At 73.7% G+C, this 16,825-nt stretch carries 18 protein-coding genes; 8 read left to right on the forward strand and 10 right to left on the reverse strand.

What is annotated here, in order from left to right; genetic code table 11:
• Positions 1 to 158: 158 nt before the first annotated feature.
• Entirely contained in the window at positions 159 to 785 is a 627-nt protein-coding gene (locus ABFY03_RS06490; RefSeq protein ID WP_346169441.1) for a YigZ family protein, read from the reverse strand.
• Between the two features lie 385 nt (positions 786 to 1,170).
• Here ABFY03_RS06490 and ABFY03_RS06495 point away from each other — a divergent pair, with 385 nt between their 5' ends.
• Positions 1,171 to 1,611, forward strand: coding sequence for a CoA-binding protein (locus ABFY03_RS06495; RefSeq protein WP_346169442.1), 441 nt, complete (start codon positions 1,171 to 1,173; stop codon positions 1,609 to 1,611).
• A 156-nt stretch (positions 1,612 to 1,767) separates the two neighbouring features.
• On the opposite strand, the gene ABFY03_RS06500 is transcribed toward ABFY03_RS06495, so the two are convergent.
• A complete protein-coding gene (locus tag ABFY03_RS06500) occupies positions 1,768 to 2,331 on the reverse strand; it encodes a YbaK/EbsC family protein (RefSeq protein ID WP_319007833.1) in 564 nt (187 codons plus the stop codon).
• A gap of 44 nt (positions 2,332 to 2,375) precedes the next feature.
• Entirely contained in the window at positions 2,376 to 2,948 is a 573-nt protein-coding gene (locus tag ABFY03_RS06505) for a helix-turn-helix domain-containing protein (RefSeq protein ID WP_319007832.1), read from the reverse strand.
• A gap of 118 nt (positions 2,949 to 3,066) precedes the next feature.
• Between ABFY03_RS06505 and ABFY03_RS06510 the strand changes: the two genes are divergently transcribed.
• The gene (locus ABFY03_RS06510; protein ID WP_346169443.1) at positions 3,067 to 3,930 is read left to right on the forward strand and encodes an EamA family transporter; all 864 of its coding nucleotides are present in this window, start codon (positions 3,067 to 3,069) and stop codon (positions 3,928 to 3,930) included.
• A 210-nt stretch (positions 3,931 to 4,140) separates the two neighbouring features.
• On the opposite strand, the gene ABFY03_RS06515 is transcribed toward ABFY03_RS06510, so the two are convergent.
• Positions 4,141 to 4,917 carry an acyltransferase gene (locus ABFY03_RS06515; protein ID WP_346169444.1) on the reverse strand — a complete coding sequence of 259 codons (777 nt, stop codon included), beginning with the start codon at positions 4,915 to 4,917 and terminating at the stop codon, positions 4,141 to 4,143.
• 149 nt (positions 4,918 to 5,066) lie between these two features.
• On the opposite strand from ABFY03_RS06515, the gene ABFY03_RS06520 reads away from it, so the two are divergent.
• On the forward strand, positions 5,067 to 5,594 hold the full coding sequence (locus ABFY03_RS06520) for a gamma carbonic anhydrase family protein (RefSeq protein ID WP_319007829.1): 528 nt from the start codon (positions 5,067 to 5,069) through the stop codon (positions 5,592 to 5,594).
• 138 nt (positions 5,595 to 5,732) lie between these two features.
• Here the strand turns inward: ABFY03_RS06520 and ABFY03_RS06525 are convergent, their stop codons facing one another.
• Together ABFY03_RS06525 and ABFY03_RS06530 are read right to left on the reverse strand one after the other, a co-directional pair.
• Positions 5,733 to 6,398 carry a DedA family protein gene (locus ABFY03_RS06525; RefSeq protein WP_319007828.1) on the reverse strand — a complete coding sequence of 222 codons (666 nt, stop codon included), beginning with the start codon at positions 6,396 to 6,398 and terminating at the stop codon, positions 5,733 to 5,735.
• Between the two features lie 361 nt (positions 6,399 to 6,759).
• On the reverse strand, positions 6,760 to 7,221 hold the full coding sequence (locus ABFY03_RS06530) for a DUF4442 domain-containing protein (RefSeq protein WP_319007827.1): 462 nt from the start codon (positions 7,219 to 7,221) through the stop codon (positions 6,760 to 6,762).
• Positions 7,222 to 7,340: 119 nt separating this feature from the next.
• Here ABFY03_RS06530 and ABFY03_RS06535 point away from each other — a divergent pair, with 119 nt between their 5' ends.
• On the forward strand, positions 7,341 to 8,438 hold the full coding sequence (locus ABFY03_RS06535; protein WP_346169445.1) for a DUF8017 domain-containing protein: 1,098 nt from the start codon (positions 7,341 to 7,343) through the stop codon (positions 8,436 to 8,438).
• Between the two features lie 47 nt (positions 8,439 to 8,485).
• Positions 8,486 to 9,874, forward strand: coding sequence for an MFS transporter (locus tag ABFY03_RS06540; RefSeq protein WP_346169446.1), 1,389 nt, complete (start codon positions 8,486 to 8,488; stop codon positions 9,872 to 9,874).
• Here ABFY03_RS06540 and ABFY03_RS06545 read toward each other — a convergent pair.
• The 3 genes from ABFY03_RS06545 to ABFY03_RS06555 form a co-directional block, all read right to left on the reverse strand.
• Positions 9,836 to 10,681: a spermidine synthase gene (locus ABFY03_RS06545; protein ID WP_346169447.1), complete on the reverse strand. Its 846-nt coding sequence runs from the start codon at positions 10,679 to 10,681 to the stop codon at positions 9,836 to 9,838. The two genes, ABFY03_RS06540 and ABFY03_RS06545, sit on opposite strands and share 39 nt — an antisense overlap.
• A gap of 63 nt (positions 10,682 to 10,744) precedes the next feature.
• The gene (locus tag ABFY03_RS06550) at positions 10,745 to 11,725 is read right to left on the reverse strand and encodes a patatin-like phospholipase family protein (protein WP_346169448.1); all 981 of its coding nucleotides are present in this window, start codon (positions 11,723 to 11,725) and stop codon (positions 10,745 to 10,747) included.
• A gap of 49 nt (positions 11,726 to 11,774) precedes the next feature.
• Entirely contained in the window at positions 11,775 to 12,509 is a 735-nt protein-coding gene (locus ABFY03_RS06555; protein WP_319007822.1) for a DNA alkylation repair protein, read from the reverse strand.
• A gap of 26 nt (positions 12,510 to 12,535) precedes the next feature.
• On the opposite strand from ABFY03_RS06555, the gene ABFY03_RS06560 reads away from it, so the two are divergent.
• Positions 12,536 to 13,291, forward strand: a complete 756-nt coding sequence (locus ABFY03_RS06560) for a TVP38/TMEM64 family protein (RefSeq protein WP_346169449.1) — start codon at positions 12,536 to 12,538, stop codon at positions 13,289 to 13,291.
• 42 nt (positions 13,292 to 13,333) lie between these two features.
• Here the strand turns inward: ABFY03_RS06560 and ABFY03_RS06565 are convergent, their stop codons facing one another.
• Complete coding sequence (locus ABFY03_RS06565) at positions 13,334 to 14,503, reverse strand: thiolase family protein (RefSeq protein WP_346169450.1); 1,170 nt, start codon at positions 14,501 to 14,503, stop codon at positions 13,334 to 13,336.
• Positions 14,504 to 14,646: 143 nt separating this feature from the next.
• On the opposite strand from ABFY03_RS06565, the gene ABFY03_RS06570 reads away from it, so the two are divergent.
• Both ABFY03_RS06570 and ABFY03_RS06575 read left to right on the forward strand, forming a co-directional pair.
• Positions 14,647 to 15,114, forward strand: coding sequence for a winged helix-turn-helix transcriptional regulator (locus tag ABFY03_RS06570; RefSeq protein WP_319007819.1), 468 nt, complete (start codon positions 14,647 to 14,649; stop codon positions 15,112 to 15,114).
• 81 nt (positions 15,115 to 15,195) lie between these two features.
• The gene (locus ABFY03_RS06575) at positions 15,196 to 16,071 is read left to right on the forward strand and encodes an undecaprenyl-diphosphate phosphatase (RefSeq protein ID WP_319007818.1); all 876 of its coding nucleotides are present in this window, start codon (positions 15,196 to 15,198) and stop codon (positions 16,069 to 16,071) included.
• Positions 16,072 to 16,825: the final 754 nt, after the last annotated feature.

The raw sequence follows: 16,825 nt of genomic DNA on the forward strand, positions 1-16,825 counted from the left end.
TGTGCCGACATGCGTGTGCCGATGTGTGTGGTGTCTCCACTGGTGCGTCCCCACGCTAACCCGGCGGGGGCTGTGGGCGGGGCCACACCGGGGATGCGGGTGGGACGTCAGGCGGTAGGTGGTGGTGAGGGACGGCGGGCGGGTGGGCCGGTGGGCGGTCAGGCGTCGCCGTACGCCTCGCCGCCGAGTTCCACGGTCGCGGTGCCGGCGGTCACGTCGGCGAGCCACGCCTCGAAGGCGGGCACGTCGGCGTCGGGGAGGCCGATCTCGATGGTGACGGCCTCGGCGTAGCGCACGTCGCGCACGGCGCGGCCGGTCGACCGGAGGTCGTTCTCCAGCTTTCCGGCCCGCTGGTGGTCGACGGTGACGGTGGCGAGGCGGTAGCGCTGCCGGGTGATGGTGCCGAGCGTGTCGAGCGCTTCGCCGACGACACCGCCGTACGCGCGGATCAGACCGCCCGCGCCGAGTTTCACGCCTCCGTAGTAGCGGGTGACGACGGCGGCGACGTACCGCATCTCGCGGCGGAGCAGCATCTGGAGCATGGGCACTCCGGCCGTGCCGCCGGGCTCGCCGTCGTCGCTCGCCTTCTGGACGGAGGCGTCGGCGCCGAGGACGTAGGCGAAGCAGTTGTGGGTGGCCGTCGGGTGCTCCCGGCGGATGCGCGCCACGAACTCCTGCGCCTCCCGCTCGTCGGCGACCGGTGCGAGTGCGCAGAGGAAGCGCGAGCGGTTGATCTCGGTCTCGTGGACGCCCTCGCGGGCCAGCGTGCGGTACTGCTCCTGCATTCCGCCAGCCTACGCGCCGTACGTGTCCCGTTCGGCGCCGCCCGGGGCGGACGGCTCCACGACGGTGGGGGTGGCTCCGGGGGCGCCGGGCAGGCCGACGCAGGGAGGGGCCCGCGGGGCAAGTGCCCGACCGAGGCGTGCCTCGCCGGATGCGATGGAGCGGCCGGTGAGCTCGGCTTCGGCTCCGGCACCCTGGACACGCCGGAGGCGGAGGCGCTGACGGGTTTCGGACGCGGCGCGCGAGGAACGCCGTTCCTGCGGATACGTGGTGCCGGACGACCGACGCCTGATGGGCGCGCCGCGTCCCCCGGCACGGGAAGGATCCGGCGGCGCGGCGGGTTCATACCGGAGGAAGCCCCGTACGGACAGAAGGCAGGCACCAGGGATGAGCGTCGACACCACGACCACCGAGGCGACGGAGCGTTCCGAGGAGGCGACCGTCCGCCGGATCCTGACCGGCACGGGTGACACCTGGGCGATCGTGGGTCTCTCGTCCAACCGGGCACGTGCCGCCTACGGCGTGGCCGCCGTCCTCCAGCGCTTCGGCAAGCGGATCGTGCCGGTCCACCCGAAGGCGGAGACGGTCCACGGTGAGCCGGGCTACGCCTCGCTCGCCGACATCCCCTTCCCGGTGGACGTCGTCGACGTCTTCGTCAACAGCGACCTCGCCGGCGCGGTCGCCGACGAGGCGCGGGAGATCGGCGCCAAGGCGGTCTGGTTCCAGCTCGGCGTCGTCGACGAGGCGGCGTACGCCCGCACGACGGATGCCGGACTGGACATGGTGATGGATCGCTGCCCCGCGATCGAGATCCCGCGCTTGGGCTGATGCCCGACCGGCCGCCCGGCCCCTGACTCCGCGCCCCGCCGGCCGTCGGACGTCAGCCGCGCGCTTCGGCTCGGCCCGCCACCCGCCCTGCTCGGCCCGCCGGCCGCCCTGCTCGACCTGGCTCGGCCCGCCGGCCGCCCGCTGCCCGGCGTGTCGTCAGGCCGGCGGCAGGCCCAGGCCCTCCAGGACGACGGCGTTGGGGAGTTGGGCGAATGCCTTGCCGGGGGCGATGATCTTGCCGCGGCGGCGGCCGCTGCCGACGAGGACCCACGGGGTGTCGACGACCGCCGCGTCGACCAGCAGCGGCCAGTCGGCGGGGAGGCCGATGGGGGTGATGCCGCCGTGCTCCATGCCGCTGTCGCCGGTCGCGGTGTCCATCGGGGCGAAGCTCACCTTGCGGGCGCCGAGGTGTCGGCGTACGACGCCGTTGACGTCGACGCGGGTCGCGGACTTCACCACGCACGCGGCGAGGGTCGTCGTCTCGCCCCGCTTGCCGGCGACGACCACGCAGTTGGCGGACTCGTCGAGGAGCGCGGGCCCGTAGTGCTCGACGAAGACGGCGGTGTCGGCGATGGCCGGGTCGGTGTCGACGTAGAGGATCTGGTCGGCCGGTACCGGGCCGGTCCAGGCGCGGACGGCCGCGGCGACGGGCGGGGTGAGCAGGTCGAGGCAGTCGGGGGCGGACAGGGCGTCGGCGAAGTCTCCGATGGGTGCGCGCATGCGCGTCACGCTAGCCTCTTCCGTCCGGCGCGCGGCCGGACGTCTCAGCGTGCGGGCGGGATGGAGACGGCCATGGTCATCTCGACCGTCTCCTCGCCGTCGTTGCGGTACGTGTGCGGCGCCGCGGCCTCGAAGACGGCGGAGGTGCCGGCGGGGACGGTGTGCTCGACGCCGTCGACGACCAGGGTGAGCACGCCGGCGACGACGTGGAGCAGTTCGGTGGTGCCCTGCGGGTGCGGGTCGGAGGCGCTGCCCTCGCCGGGGACGAGGGACCAGGACCAGAGTTCGAGAGGGCCGCGGGCCTCGGTGCCGACGAGCAGGGTGGTGTGGCTGCCGGCCGGGGTGGACCACATGCGGACGGCCTGCTCCGGCGGCACGAGACGGACGTGGGGGCCCTGCTCGTAGTCGAGGAGGGTCGTGATGGAGACGCCGAGGGCGTCCGCCAGCTTCACCGTGGTGCCGACGCTCGGATTGGTCCTGGCCTGCTCGATCTGGATGATCATGCCGCGACTGACCCCGGAGCGGGCGGCGAGCGCGTCCAGGGTGAAGCCCCGTTCGTTGCGCCAGCGCTTCAGGTTGCGGGCGAGCGACTGGGTCAGCTGGTCGAGGTCCGACACATTCCGTCCAATATCCTGGATGACATAGTTCAACAGACTGCACTACGGTGAGGTGCACCCGACTGTGCACTGCACTGTACTGCCCTGTTCCGCCCCGTACCCGCCTGCGAGGACCCCCATGACCGCCGCGTTCGCCCTGGCCACCGCCCTCCTGTGGGGCTTCGCCGACTTCGGGGGCGGACTGCTCACCAGGCGCATCCCGGCCCTCACCGTGGTCGTGGTCTCCCAGTGCCTGGCGGTCGTGGTCCTCGGCACCGTCGTCGTCGCCACCACCGCGTGGACCGAGGCCGGTCCCGAGCTGTGGTTCGCGGTCGCCGCCGGCGTCGTCGGACCGGCCGCCATGCTCGCCTTCTACAAGGCGCTCGCGCTCGGCCCGATGGGCGTCGTCTCTCCGCTCGGCTCGCTCGGCGTGGTCGTCCCGGTGACGGTCGGGCTGCTGCTCGGCGACCGGCCGGGCCTGTTCCAGGTAGGCGGCATCGCCGCGGCGGTCGTCGGCATCGTCCTCGCGGGCGGCCCCGAGCTGCGCGGCGCGCCGGTCCAGCGGCAGGCCGTGCTGCTCACGCTGTTCGCCGCGTTCGGGTTCGGCGCCGTGATGGCGCTCATCGCCGAGGCGTCGACCACGCTGACCGGCCTGTTCCTGGCGCTGTTCGTGCAGCGCGTGACCAATGTGGCCGTCGGCGGCGGGGCGTTGTACCTCTCCGTGCGGCGCGGGGGCCGCGCGCTGCCCGCCGAGGGGTTCGGGGCGATCCGCGGCGCGCTGCCCGCGCTGGCGTTCGTGGGCCTCGCCGACGTCGCCGCCAACGGGACGTACGCGCTGGCCGCGCAGCGCGGCCCGGTCCTCGTGGCCGCGGTGCTCGCCAGCCTCTACCCGGTCGTGACCGCGCTCGCCGCCTTCGGCGTCCTCCGCGAACGGCTGCGGGCGGTCCAGGCGGCCGGCGCGGGCCTCGCGCTCGTCGGCACGGTCCTCATCGCGGGCGGCTGACGCACGGCGCCGCCGCGCGGAGAAGGAGGTCCCGCACCGCGCGGAGACGGGGGTCCTGCACCGCGCGGAGACGGGGGTCCTGCACCGCGCGGAGAGGGCAGTCCTCCGCCACCCGAAAGGGGAGGACTCCCGCCGCGCGGAGGCGGGTGACCTGCACCACCCGGAGGCAAAAGGACTCCCCCCCCGGGCGGCGGCACTCCTCGGCCGCCGTCAGGAGGCCGGCGCCTCCGCCGCTGCCGCGGTCTCCTCCTGCTCGACCTCCCAGGCCGCCAGCGCCGCCAACTGCTCCGGAGTGACGTCCTCCGGGATCGGCCTCGGGGCGGGGGTGCGCAGCGGTGGCTGCCAGCCCTGCTCGGGATCCCAGCGCCGTACGACCCTGGCCGGCGCGCCCGCCACCACCGAGTGGTCCGGCACCTTCCCGCGTACCACCGCGCCGGCGGCCACCACGACGTTCCGGCCGATCCGCGCGCCCGGCAGGATCACCGCGCCCGTGCCGAGCCAGCAGCCGGGGCCGATCGAGACCGGTTCGGAGCGGGGCCACTGGCGGCCGATGGGCTCGTGCGGGTCGTCGTAACTGTGGTTGGTCGAGGTGATGTAGACGTACGGCCCGCAGTAGGTGTCCGAGCCGATGGTGATCGTGGTGTCGGCGATGACGTGGCTGCCGCGGCCGAGCACGACGCCGTTTCCGAGGGTGAGGACCGTCTCCGTGCCGAGATCGAGGCCCGGCAGCATGCCGGCGGTCAGCGTGACCTGCTCGGCGATGATGCAGCACTCGCCTATCTCGATCCACGGCTCGCCGAAGAGCGTGCCCTGCGGGAAGGCCAGCCGGGTGCCCGCGCCCAGCCGCCGGAACCGCAGCTTCCCGGGGTGCTCCGCGGTCACCGCACCCGCCTGCTGCGCCCAGCGCCAGCCGCCCTGGAGGGCGTGGGCGACGACCCGGCGCCGCCAGGCGGCGAGGGATGAGAACGTGTTTCCGTTTCTGGGCACCCCGACACCGTAGTCGGCGGTGTCGGACCTGATCAGTGCGGTCCCCTGTGATGTCCGTCATGGGGCGCGGCATAGGGTGCGGGCAGGAACCGGAAGGCGCGACACCCCCACGGCCGCACGGGCCGTATAGACCCACAGGAGTGACCCCCATGGCAGAGGCGTTGATCCAGGCCGTCGGCGGCAGGGAGCCGAGCGTCGACCCGACCGCGTTCACGGCCCCGACCTCGGTGGTGCTCGGCGAGGTGACGCTCGGCGCCCGGGCCAGCGTCTGGTACCACGCGGTGCTGCGCGCGGACTGCGGTCCCATCACCGTGGGCGAGGACTCCAACATCCAGGACAACTGCACCGTGCACGTCGACCCCGGCTTCCCCGTCTCCATCGGCGACCGGGTGACGGTCGGGCACAACGCGACCGTGCACGGCTGTGTCATCGAGGACGACGTGCTCGTCGGCATGGGCGCGACGGTGCTCAACGGGGCGCGGATCGGCGCCGGCTCGCTGGTGGCGGCGCAGGCGCTGGTGCCGCAGGGCATGGAGGTCCCGCCCGGCTCGCTCGTCGCCGGCGTCCCCGCGAAGGTGCGGCGCGCGCTGACCGAGGAGGAGCTGGCGGGCATCCGGCTGAACGCCGAGATGTACCTCCACCTGGCCAAGGGCCACGCGGAGGCGTACGAGGGCTGACCGCGGCCCCTGTACGCGTACGAGGGCTGAGCGCGCCCCCGTACGCGAAGGAGGGGTGACCACGCCCCCCGTACACGAACGAGGGCGGCCCCGGGACGCACGTCCCGGGGCCGCCCTTCCGTACGACCGGAGCCGACCTCAGTCCGCCGCGACCGGTTCCGGCTTCCGCGGTGCGTCCGCGGACTGCTCGGAGGCCGCCGCGGCGGCCTTCTTGGCGCGGTTCTTGATGATGAGCATCGAGGTGACGCCGATGAGGACGGCGAGCACCAGGCCCAGCCAGGAGAAGCGCTTCAGCCACGCCTCGGCGACGATGCCGACGGAGTAGATGACGGCGGTGGTGCCGCCCGCCCACAGGATGCCGCCGAAGACGTTGGCGACGAGGAACTTCCAGTACGGCATCTGCAGGACGCCCGCGAGGGGCCCGGCGAAGATGCGCAGGAGGGCGATGAAGCGGCCGAAGAAGACCGCCCACATGCCCCACTTCTGGAAGGAGCGTTCGGCGAGGGCGATGTTCGCCTCGCTGAAGTGTTTGGGGAACTTTCCGCCGAGCCAGGCGAGCAGGGGACGGCCGCCCTTGCGGCCGATGGCGTACCCGATGGAGTCGCCGATGATCGCGCCGGCGGTCGCGCAGCCGCCGAGCACGTACGGGTTGATGTCGCCGTGCTGCGAGGCGAGCAGGGCGGAGCTGACGAGGACGATCTCGCCGGGGAGCGGGATGCCGAGGCTTTCCAGTCCGATCACCACCCCCACCAGCGCGTAGATGGCGACGGGCGGGATCGTCTCCAGCCACTCCTGGACGTGCAACGCGGTCCTCCCGTGGTGCCGGCGCGGCCCCGGTCGCGGGCCGCTGCGGTCGCGTGCCCCGCGTCGGGCACGCCGGGGCAGCCTACCCGCTCGGCCGTGCCGGGCCTCGACCGCGGGAAGGGCGCGGGCGGCGAGGTGGCGGGTTTCGCAGGGGAACCTCGGTCCAGCGCGCGCGGGGGCGGCGGGGTGGTCGGGGTGGGCGCACCCGGAACGCGGCCGCCCCCGCGCCCGAAGGGAGGGTGCGGGGGCGAGGGGTCCGGTTCGGAGCGGGCGGGCGCGCGGGGCACGGTTCCGGCGGCACGCGCGCGGGCCCGGTTTCCCGCTGTTCCCGCGGGCACGCGCGCGTGCCCGCGGGGGTGGGTCACTTGGCGGGGTTGTGGGGCCTCAGGGTCCACAGGACGGTCATCTCGCCGGTGACGGCGCCGTCCTCGCGGGTGATGTCGATGCGGACCGGGAACTCGGGGCGCAGACCGGCGTCGAGTTCGGCGACGACGTCGGCGACGGGGCGGCCGAGGGTGGCGGTCGCGGTGACGACGCCCATGGCGAGCTTCTTGTACGCGATCTCGGCGTTGACGGCGAGCGGTACGGCCCGGCCGAGCTGGTCGCCGAAGGCGGCGAGCACGATGGCGCCGCTGGCGGACTCGGCGAGGGTGAACATGGCGCCGGCGTGCGGGCCGCCCACGTGGTTGTGGTACGCGGGCTGGTCGGGCAGGCGCACGACGGCGCGCTCGGCGGTGGTCTCCAGGAACTCCAGGTTGAGGGTTCCGGCCATGGGGACCGTGGCGGCGAGCATGTCGCCGACGGACTTCTGGTCTGCGCTCATGGACCGTGATGTTACCCACGAGTAGCCGTCTTGGCCATGCCTCCGCCGCACCGGACGGCCCCGCCGCCGGGGGGACCGGGCATGGCCGCTCCGTCACCGCCCCTCTATCGTTACGGCCCATGTGGCCAGGACAGCAGCCGCCCGGGGGCGAGCAGAACCCGCAGGACCAGAACCAGAACCCGTACCAGCAGCCGGGGTACCAGCAGCCGAACCCGTACCAGCAGCCGACCCAGCCCGGGTTCCCGCAGCAGCAGCCCGGGTTCCCGCAGCAGGGCGGCTGGCAGCAGCCGGGCTACCCCCAGCAGGGACACGCGCAGCCGAACCCGTACCAGCAGCCGACCGTGCCGCAGTACCAGGTGCCCGGCCCCGTCCCGCCGCAGGGCTCCGGCGGCGGCCGGAACCGCAGCACGCTCATCGCGATCGCGGCCGCCACCGCCGTGGTCGTCGCCGCGGGCGCCACCGCCTTCTTCGTGCTGCAGGACGACGACCAGCAGAACGTCGCCGACAAGCCGGCGACGACCACCTCGGCCCCGGTCACCGGCACCCCCTCGGCGGGCACGGCCGAGCCGACCGACGGCGCCACCACCGAGATCGACAACCCGCGCGACGGCACGACGTACGAGCCGACGATCCCGGGCTGGAAGGTCGTCCACAATCCGACGTACGGCACCCTCTTCGACGTGCCGCCGGAGTGGGAGGTCGCCAAGCCGACCATGCACGTGGGCTTCGAGGACGCCAAGAAGGGCGACGGCAGCCCCCTCGTCGTGATGTCCGGCCCGGCCGACCTCAAGAGCAAGTGGTGCGCCGTCGACGCCGACCGGAGCGGCAGCCCCGAGTACACGGGCCTCGCCGGGGCCGGCACCAAGGGCAACCAGGGCGCCAAGGACACCGCCTCCGCCGCGCGGGGCCAGGCCGGCATGTGGGTGTGGGCCGCGTTCGCGCAGCACATGCCCGAGAAGAGCATCAAGGTCACCCCGGCCGTGCCGTTCACCACCGCGTCCGGCCTCAAGGGCAGCATGTCCACGGCCACCGCGCCGAACGTGAAGAAGCGCAACAAGTGCGACACCGACGGCAAGTCGGTCGCCTTCACCTTCCTCAACGCCGAGAACGACTTCTCGACCTTCGTGCTCTACGCGGCCGACGGCGTGAAGGACGAGCTCCCGGACGCGACGATCAAGAAGATCCTCTCCACGGTCCGGCTCACCGAGAAGTCCTGACCGTTATCGGTTTGGCAGGAGGGGGAGGCGGCGGGGATAGTCCCGGAGTGACGAAACGCTCCGCCTCCCCCCTCGGCACCCGCCGGCCCGAATGGGCCGGACGCAACTACGTGCTGCTCACCGCCGCCACCATCGTGACCAGCCTCGGCGCCCACGGCGCCCTGATCGCCACCACCTGGGCCGTCTTCGAGGCCGGCGGCGACGCGGGCGACGTGGGCCTCGTCGCGATGGCGCGCTTCCTCCCGCTCGTGCTCTTCCTGCTCATCGGCGGCGCGGTGGCGGACCGCATACCCCGGCACCGGGTGATGGTCGCGGCCAACGCGCTCAACTTCGTCTCCCAGGCGGTCTTCGCCGCCCTGGTGCTCTCCGGCACCGCCGAGATCTGGCAGATGATGGTGCTCACCGCGCTCTGCGGCACCGGCCAGGCGTTCTTCAACCCGGCGGCCGAGGGCATGCTCATGTCCAGCGTCACGGGCGAGCAGGCGAGCCGCGCCTTCGCCTTCTACCGGATGGCGATGCACGGCGCGGGCATCGGCGGCGCCGCGCTGGGCGGCGCGCTCGTCGCCTTCGTCGGACCGGGCTGGGTCCTCGCCGTCGACGCCGCCGCGTTCGCCGTGGCGGGCGCGCTGCGGGCGTTCCTCGACGTCAGCGGCATCCCGGAGCGCAAGCCCGGCGGCGGGCTCTTCGCCGATCTGCGTGAGGGCTGGCAGGAGTTCGTCGGCCGCCCGTGGCTCTGGTCGATCGTCGCCCAGTTCTCGGTCGTGGTCGCGCTGATCGGCGCGGTCGAGGCGGTGTACGGGCCGCTGGTCGCCCGGGACGAACTCGGCGGCGCCCGCCCGTGGGGCATCGCCCTCGCCGGCTACGGCGTGGGCACGGTCGCCGGCGCGATCCTGATGACGCGGTGGAAGCCGCGGCGGATGCTCCTCGTCGGCACGCTCGGCGTGTTCCCGATCGCGCTGCCCTCGGCGGCCCTCGCCGTCCCGCTGCATCCTGCGGGACTCACGGCGGTGATGTTCGTCAGCGGTGTGGCGATGGAGATCTTCGGCGTCTCGTGGATGACGACGATGCACCAGGAGATCCCGGAGGAGAAGCTCTCCCGGGTCTCCGCCTACGACTGGTTCGGCTCGACGGCGCTGCTGCCGCTGTCGACCGCGCTCGCGGGCCCGGCCGAGACCGCGTTCGGCCGGACCGCGTCGCTGTGGGGCGCGGCCGCGCTGATGACCCTCGTCACCGCGCTCGTCCTGCTCGTCCCCGACGTACGCCACATGACCCGGCGCCCGCACGGCCTGACGGCGGCGAGGGGCGACGCCGGTACGGGTGTCGACGCGCCGGCGGGCGGCCCGGTCGGTGCGGGCGGCGCGGTCGGCGCGGGTGCCGTGGTTCCCGCGCCGCTCGACTCAGCCGATGCCGAAGGCGCCGTCCGGCGGAACGGGTGAGCCCACGGCCTCCGCGTCGTCCACGGGGGCCGCGTCGCCGGTGAACCGGCGAAGCGCGTCGCCGTGTTCGACGCGGGCCGGGAAGGCGTCCCCGGCCGCGCGACGGGTGAGGCCGGGCAGGTCGAGGGGTGCGTCGGAGGCGACCAGGATCGCGTTCCCGAACCGCCGGCCGCGCAGCACCGCCGGCTCGGCGACCAGCGCCAGTTCGGGGAAGACCGCCGCGAACGTGGCGAGCTGCCCCCGGAGGAAGGCGAACGGCGCGCCGTCGGCCAGGTTGGCCGCGTAGATCCCGCCCCGGCGCAGCACGCGCCGGAGCTCGCGCGCGTACGCGAGGGAGGTGAGGTGCGCGGGGACGCGGGAGCCGCCGAAGACGTCGCCGACGATGAGGTCGGCCGAGTCGGCGGGCGCCGCCTCCAACCAGGCGCGCGCGTCGTCGGTGTGCACGGTGACACCGGAGCCCTCGGGCAGCGGCAGGTGGTCGGCGACCAGCGCGACGAGTCCGGCGTCCGCCTCGACGACGTCCTGGCGCGAGCCGGGCCGGGTGACGGAGACGTAGCGGGGCAGCGAGAGCGCGCCGCCGCCGAGGTGGAGCACGTCCAGCGGCGCACCCTCCGCGGCGGCGCCGTCGACGACGTGGCCGAGCCTGCGGGCGTACTCGAACTCGAGGTGGTCGGGGGCGTCGAGGTCGACGTACGACTGCGGCGCGCCGTCGACCGTGAGGAGCCAGGCCCGCTCCCGGTCCACGTCGGGCATGAGACGCGCGGTGCCGTGGTCGACGTCGCGCAGGACGGGGATCTGCTCGTTCACCCCTTCATTGTGCAACCGCACAGCGACCGCCCGCGCCCGCCGAGGCGGGACGAGCCTCCCCCGTCAGCCCGTCCACACGGCCGCGACCGACCGCGCGTGCGCGGCGGCCTGGGCGCGTCCGGCGCGGGCGGCGGCGCCCCGCTGGGCGGGGTCGAGCGCGCGGGCGCCGATCACGGCCTTGGCGTCCGCGCCGGGGGTGATGACCTTGACGCGCGCGCCGGCGGCGATGAGGTCGCCGGCCTGGCGGGCGGGGGCGTGCACGGCCTTGTTGCCCATCGCGTTGGGCGCGATGACGACCACCCGCTCCCAGCCGGCCGCCAGATGGGCGTTGGCGGTGGAGTGGATGCCGCCGTCGATCCAGCGCCGCCCGGCGAGCGTCGCCGGCGGCCAGGCGCCGGGGATCGCGCAGCTGGCGGTGACCGCGTCGACGAGCCCGACAGCGGCCCCGCCGGCCCCGTCCGCACCACCGGCCCCATCAGCCCGGTCCGCGCCACCAGCACCGCCGGCTCCCCCGCTCCGGCCGTCGAAGACGCCGAGCGCGCCGCTCTCCGCGTCGACCGCGGTCAGCCGCAGCCGGCCGTCGGCGGGCCAGTCCGTGACGTCGCCGAGCCGCTTCGCGACGGTGGCCCGCCGGGTGGCCTCGTCCACGGTGCGGGCGCGCAGGGCGAGCCGTCCGAGCTTGCGTCCGTACGCCTCCGGGGTGCGGGAGGTGAGCACGGCGAGGGTGTAGCGGAGGAGGGTCCCGGCGCCGAAGCGGACGGCCGGTTCGGTGTCCGTGCCGTCGAGCTGACGCTCGTACAGCTCGGCGAGGGAGGTGGTGCCGGAGGTGACGAGGGCTCCGACGACGGCGCCGGCCGAGCTGCCGACGACCAGGTCGGCGCCGGTGAGGTCGACACCCGCCTCGGCGAGTCCGTGGAGGATCCCGACCTCCCAGGCGGCGCCGACGAGCCCGCCCGCTCCGAGGACGAGTGCCGTCCTGCCACCCGACGTCCCTGCCGTCCCCGCCGCCGCAAGCTCGCCCGTGGGCGTCCCCTTGTCGCTCATGGCCCGAGTCTCGCGCAGCCTCCGGACGGGCCTCGCGGCGGGGGTGGTCTCACAGGTGCTTGAGCGCCTCGCGGACGGAGAGCGGGGAGAAGAGGGAGCGGTTGTCCGCGAGGAAGGCCCGCACCTCGCCGGGTGCGGTCTTGGCGTACTCGCGCAGGCTCCAGCCGATCGCCTTGCGGAGGAAGAAGTCGGTGTCGGCGGCGCGCCGCAGGCAGTAGGCGAAGAGCCGGTCCGCGTCCGTGTCGTCCTTGAACCGCAGTTGGTGGAGGAGGGCCGTGCGGGCGATCCACGGGTCCTCGTCGTCGATCCAGAGGTCCATCTCGTCGGCCAGCGCGGGGTCGGCGGCGACGAGCCCGCCCACGACGTGGACCGCGAGGTGGTCGACCGTGTCCCACCACGAGACGGTCGTCACGAGCCGGCGGGCGACGGGCAGGAAGCCGGACGAGCAGCGCTTCACATGGCGGCGCAGGTAGTCGACGGCGAAGTAGTGGTACTCGCGCTCGGGGAGGGCGAAGCAGCGCAGGGCCACGGCGGCGCAGTCGTCCTCGCCGGGGCGCGGGAGGCCGTCGAGGACGGTGCGGGAGAGCGTTCGGCGCTCGGGCGTCCGGATGCCGAGGAAGGGCGCCACCCCCTTCATGTACGCGACCATCTCCTGGGCCCGGAAGGGGTTCCCGGCGGCGGGGTAGAGCGTGGTGAGCCGGGTCAGGAGGGTGTCGGCGAGCTCGCTGCCGGGGACGGGAACGGCCGTATCGCGGCCGGACATGGCGCACATTACGGCGATCATACGGAAGTCTCCGTTACTCTCCCGGGATGCTCGCTCCCGTGCCCCGGCCGTCGGACCCGCTCGCCGTCCGCTGCTCCCGGGCCCTGCTCTCGCCCCGGTCGCGGCTCTCGCTGCTCGCCCTCGTCCTGCTGACCGCCGGGAGCCTGGTGCTGCTGTACGAGCCGCAGCGGCTGCTGGCCTCGGGGTGGCCCGGGGCGGGCGGCGCGGGCGCGGTGCTGCTGTTCGCCCTGGCGTACGGGCTGTGCACGGCGGCGTTCGTGCCGCGCCCGGTGCTGAACCTGGCGGCGGGCGCGCTCTTCGGGTCGGCGGCCGGTCTGACGGCGGCGGTCGCGGGGACGGTGCTGGGCGCGGGCCTGTCGTTCACGCTGGGCCGGGTGCTGGGGCAGGAGGCGCTGCGGCCGCTGCTCAGGGGGCGGTGGCTGCGGGCCGCGGACGGGCAGCTGAGCCGGCACGGTTTCCGCTCGATGCTGGCCATCCGGCTGTTCCCGGGGGTGCCGTTCGCCGCCGCCAACTACTGCGCGGCGGTCTCCCGGATGGGGTACGTGCCGTTCCTGCTGGCGACGGCGATCGGGACGGTGCCGAACACGGCGGCCTACGTGGTGGCCGGGGCCCGGGCGGACGAGCCGGGGTCGCCGGCGTTCCTGCTCTCCGCGGGGTTCATCGTCCTGTCGGGGCTGGCGGCGGCGGTGGTCGCGTGGCGGAAGCGGCACGCGCTGCGGCGCCCGGCGACCGCCGCCGCGGCCCCGGCCGTGCCGGAGCGCGAGCCGGTCGCCGCTCCCTAGAGCCCCTCAGAGGGCCTCGGGGTCTCAGAGGCGTTCGGGGTCTCAGAGGGCCTCGACGATCATCGCGTTGGCGAGCCCGCCGGCCTCGCACATGGCCTGGAGGCCGTAACGGGCGCCGCGGGCGCGCAGGGCGTGGACCAGGGTCGTGGTGAGGCGGGTGCCGCTGGCGCCCAGGGGGTGGCCGAGGGCGATCGCGCCGCCGTGCACGTTGACCTTGGCGGGGTCGGCGCCGGTCTCCTGCTGCCAGGCGAGGACCACGCTCGCGAAGGCCTCGTTGATCTCGAAGAGGTCGATGTCGGCGAGGTCGAGCCCGCCGCGGCGGAGGGCCTTCTCGGTGGCGGGGATGACGCCGGTGAGCATGAGCAGCGGGTCGGAGCCGGTGACGGCGAAGGAGTGCAGCCGGGCGAGCGGCCGCAGGCCGAGGGCGCGGGCGGTGTCGGCGGCCATCACGAGGACGGCGGAGGCGCCGTCGTTGACGGGGCTGCTGTTGCCGGCGGTGACGGACCAGTCGATCTGCGGGAACCGCTCGGCGAAGCCGGGGTCCTCGAAGGCGGGGCGGAGTCCGGCGAGGATCTCCGGGGTGGTGCCGGGCCGTATCGACGCGTCGCGGCGGACGTCCTCGTACGGCACGACCTCGGCGTCGAAGAGCCCGGCCTCCCAGGCGCGGGCGGCCTTGTGGTGCGAGGCGGCGGCGAACTCGTCCATGGCGGCGCGGCCGAGGGACCACTTGGCGGCGATCAGTTCGGCGCTGATGCCCTGCGGGACGAGCCCGCCGGGGTAGCGGGCGGCGACGCCGGGGCCGAAGGGGTCGGCGCCGGGCGGCACGTTGGACCACATGGGGACGCGGCTCATGGACTCGACGCCGCACGCGATCGCGATGTCGTACGCGCCGGAGAGGACGCCCTGGGCGGCGAAGTGGACGGCCTGCTGGGAGGAGCCGCACTGGCGGTCGACGGTGGTGGCGGGGACGGTCTCGGGGAGGCCGGCGCCGAGCCAGGCGTACCGCGTGGTGTTCATGGCCTGCTCGCCGACCTGGTCGACGGTGCCGCCGATGACGTCGTCGACGAGGGCGGGGACGACGCCGCTCCGCTCGATCAGGGCGCGGAGGGTGTGGGAGAGGAGGGCGACGGGGTGGACGTGGGCGAGGGAACCGCCCGGCTTGCCCCTGCCGATCGGGGTCCTGACGGCTTCGACGACGACGGCGTCACGCATGACACGCTCCCGGGAGGAGTGAGTTGGAGAACCGGACTGACACTCGTGGGTAACATAACCCAGTGAGTTGGATTTCCAAACCCTCTCGTGCGAGTGGGTTTGATTTCCCAACCCATCCGCTCCGGCCCGGCTACGCTGACCCCATGAAGGCCGCCGCCCGCCCCTGCTCCATCGCCGACACGCTCGCCCTCGTCGGCGAGAAGTACGCGCTCCTCGTCCTGCGCGAGGTCTCCCTCGGCGTGCACCGCTTCGACCGCATCGCCCGCAACACGGGAGCGCCCCGGGACGTCCTCACCGCCCGGCTCCACCGCCTCGTCGAGGCCGGGATCCTGGAGAAGGTCGCGTACAGCGAGCGGCCGCCGCGGTACGAGTACCGGGCCACCCCCGCCGGCGAGGAGCTCCAGCCGGTCCTGCTGACCCTGATGGCCTGGGGCGACCGCCACCTCAACGCCGAGGACCGGCCCGTCGTGCTGCGGCACCGCTGCGGCGCCGAGCTCACCCCTGTCGTGGTCTGCGCCCACTGCGGGGGCGAGGCCGACCGGGCCGGGCTGCGCCACGACGTCCGCTCGCCGGGGTGGACGACGGCGGGGCCCGCCGCCGACCCGGCCTGATCACGAACACGTCACCTTGGGGCGGTACAGTGCGCTCGACCTCATGACCGCACGAGTGCATAACGGGACGGCCCAAGCCCCATGAATTGGTTCGAAGCGTTCATCCTGGGACTCGTCCAGGGGCTGACGGAGTTCCTTCCCATCTCCTCCAGCGCGCACCTGCGGCTCACCGCCGCGTTCGCGGGCTGGGAGGACCCGGGCGCGGCGTTCACGGCGATCACGCAGATCGGCACGGAGACCGCCGTCCTGATCTACTTCCGCAAGGACATCGGCAGGATCGTCACGGCGTGGTTCCGCTCGCTGACGGACAAGGCGATGCGCTCCGACCACGACGCCCAGATGGGCTGGCTGGTGATCGTCGGCTCGATCCCGATCGGCGTCCTCGGCGTCACGCTCAAGGACCAGATCGAGGGCCCCTTCCGCGACCTGCGGCTCATCGCCACCACGCTCATCGTGATGGGCATCGTGCTGGGCATCGCCGACCGGCTCGCCGCGCGCGACGAGATCGGCGGCCGGCACCGCGCGATCCGGGAGCGCAAGACGCTGAAGGACCTCGGCGTCCGCGACGGCCTGATCTACGGCTTCTGCCAGGCGATGGCCCTGATCCCGGGCGTCTCGCGCTCCGGCGCCACCATCTCCGGCGGTCTGCTCATGGGCTACACCCGCGAGTCCGCCGCCCGCTACTCGTTCCTGCTCGCGATCCCCGCCGTGCTCGCCTCCGGCGTCTTCGAACTGAAGGACGCGACCGAGGGGGGCCACGTCTCCTGGGGCCCGACGATCTTCGCGACGATCGTCGCCTTCGGAGTGGGCTACGCGGTGATCGCCTGGTTCATGAAGTTCATCACCACGAAGTCCTTCATGCCGTTCGTGATCTACCGGATCGCCCTGGGCATCCTGCTCTTCGTCCTCGTCGGCGCGGGCGTGCTGAGCCCGCACGCGGGCGAGTCCGGCGGCTGAACCAGGGCCGTACAGGTAACGCTGTCCAGCATTTCCCAGCGCCTGACCGCAGCACCACGCCACGGTCATCTCCCACTCTTCTCCCACTCGTGTCCCGCCCAGGAGACCGGGAGACGATCAACCGGATGTGCGCACCGGCAAGTCGGGAGCAGAAAGCAAGGGCTCGCACAGCAGCAGGGCGGTGTCCAGGGGCGTCGCGACACATGGTCGGCTTGGTCAGGCCGCGAGCAGTTCATGCAGGCGCGCACCCGGATCACCTCAAGGACCGGATCGAACTGCGGGCTGTCACCCGCTGACCCGCGGTGACCAGCGACGACAACGGCTTCCGGCCCTGCTCGCAGGGCCGGCTGAATCTTCGTGGTGGACCCGCCCCGCGATCGGCCCAGCCCGTCCTCGCGCCACAGGCGGAAGTGGTAGAACACCGCTGACCAGGCCGGCAGATCATGCGGCAGCAAGCGCCACCCGGTCCTGCTTCCGGGCCGTGATCATCGACTCGATCAACGCCCACCGCTCGTGCGACAAGTCGCTGAGCTACGGCTCTCTCTTCCCGCCCCGCATCTCGGCATGGACATGCCCACGAGGCGGTCCGGACCGCGATCAGTACCACGATCGAGCGATCACGAACCGAAGTCGACGGGACTTGACGCTCACTCAGATGCTCGGGCTCCAGTGACTCCTGTCCAGGATCAGATGGCAGGGCCCGTGCGCACCCCGTGCGCACCCCGTGCGCGCCCTGTGAAGCGTTTGGCAGAGA

The sequence above is a fragment of the Streptomyces roseofulvus genome (assembly GCF_039534915.1).
Lineage (GTDB): Bacteria > Actinomycetota > Actinomycetes > Streptomycetales > Streptomycetaceae > Streptomyces > Streptomyces roseofulvus.

Coding starts and splice junctions, on each gene's coding strand:
- ABFY03_RS06560 (WP_346169449.1), top strand. CDS start 12,536: ATGCTCGCTCCCGTGCCCCGGCCGTCGGACCCGCTCGCCGTCCGCTGC.
- ABFY03_RS06565 (WP_346169450.1), bottom strand. CDS start 14,503: ATGCGTGACGCCGTCGTCGTCGAAGCCGTCAGGACCCCGATCGGCAGG.
- ABFY03_RS06575 (WP_319007818.1), top strand. CDS start 15,196: ATGAATTGGTTCGAAGCGTTCATCCTGGGACTCGTCCAGGGGCTGACG.
- ABFY03_RS06550 (WP_346169448.1), bottom strand. CDS start 11,725: ATGAGCGACAAGGGGACGCCCACGGGCGAGCTTGCGGCGGCGGGGACG.
- ABFY03_RS06555 (WP_319007822.1), bottom strand. CDS start 12,509: ATGATCGCCGTAATGTGCGCCATGTCCGGCCGCGATACGGCCGTTCCC.
- ABFY03_RS06535 (WP_346169445.1), top strand. CDS start 7,341: ATGTGGCCAGGACAGCAGCCGCCCGGGGGCGAGCAGAACCCGCAGGAC.
- ABFY03_RS06490 (WP_346169441.1), bottom strand. CDS start 785: ATGCAGGAGCAGTACCGCACGCTGGCCCGCGAGGGCGTCCACGAGACC.
- ABFY03_RS06530 (WP_319007827.1), bottom strand. CDS start 7,221: ATGAGCGCAGACCAGAAGTCCGTCGGCGACATGCTCGCCGCCACGGTC.
- ABFY03_RS06520 (WP_319007829.1), top strand. CDS start 5,067: ATGGCAGAGGCGTTGATCCAGGCCGTCGGCGGCAGGGAGCCGAGCGTC.
- ABFY03_RS06570 (WP_319007819.1), top strand. CDS start 14,647: ATGAAGGCCGCCGCCCGCCCCTGCTCCATCGCCGACACGCTCGCCCTC.
- ABFY03_RS06510 (WP_346169443.1), top strand. CDS start 3,067: ATGACCGCCGCGTTCGCCCTGGCCACCGCCCTCCTGTGGGGCTTCGCC.
- ABFY03_RS06500 (WP_319007833.1), bottom strand. CDS start 2,331: ATGCGCGCACCCATCGGAGACTTCGCCGACGCCCTGTCCGCCCCCGAC.
- ABFY03_RS06495 (WP_346169442.1), top strand. CDS start 1,171: ATGAGCGTCGACACCACGACCACCGAGGCGACGGAGCGTTCCGAGGAG.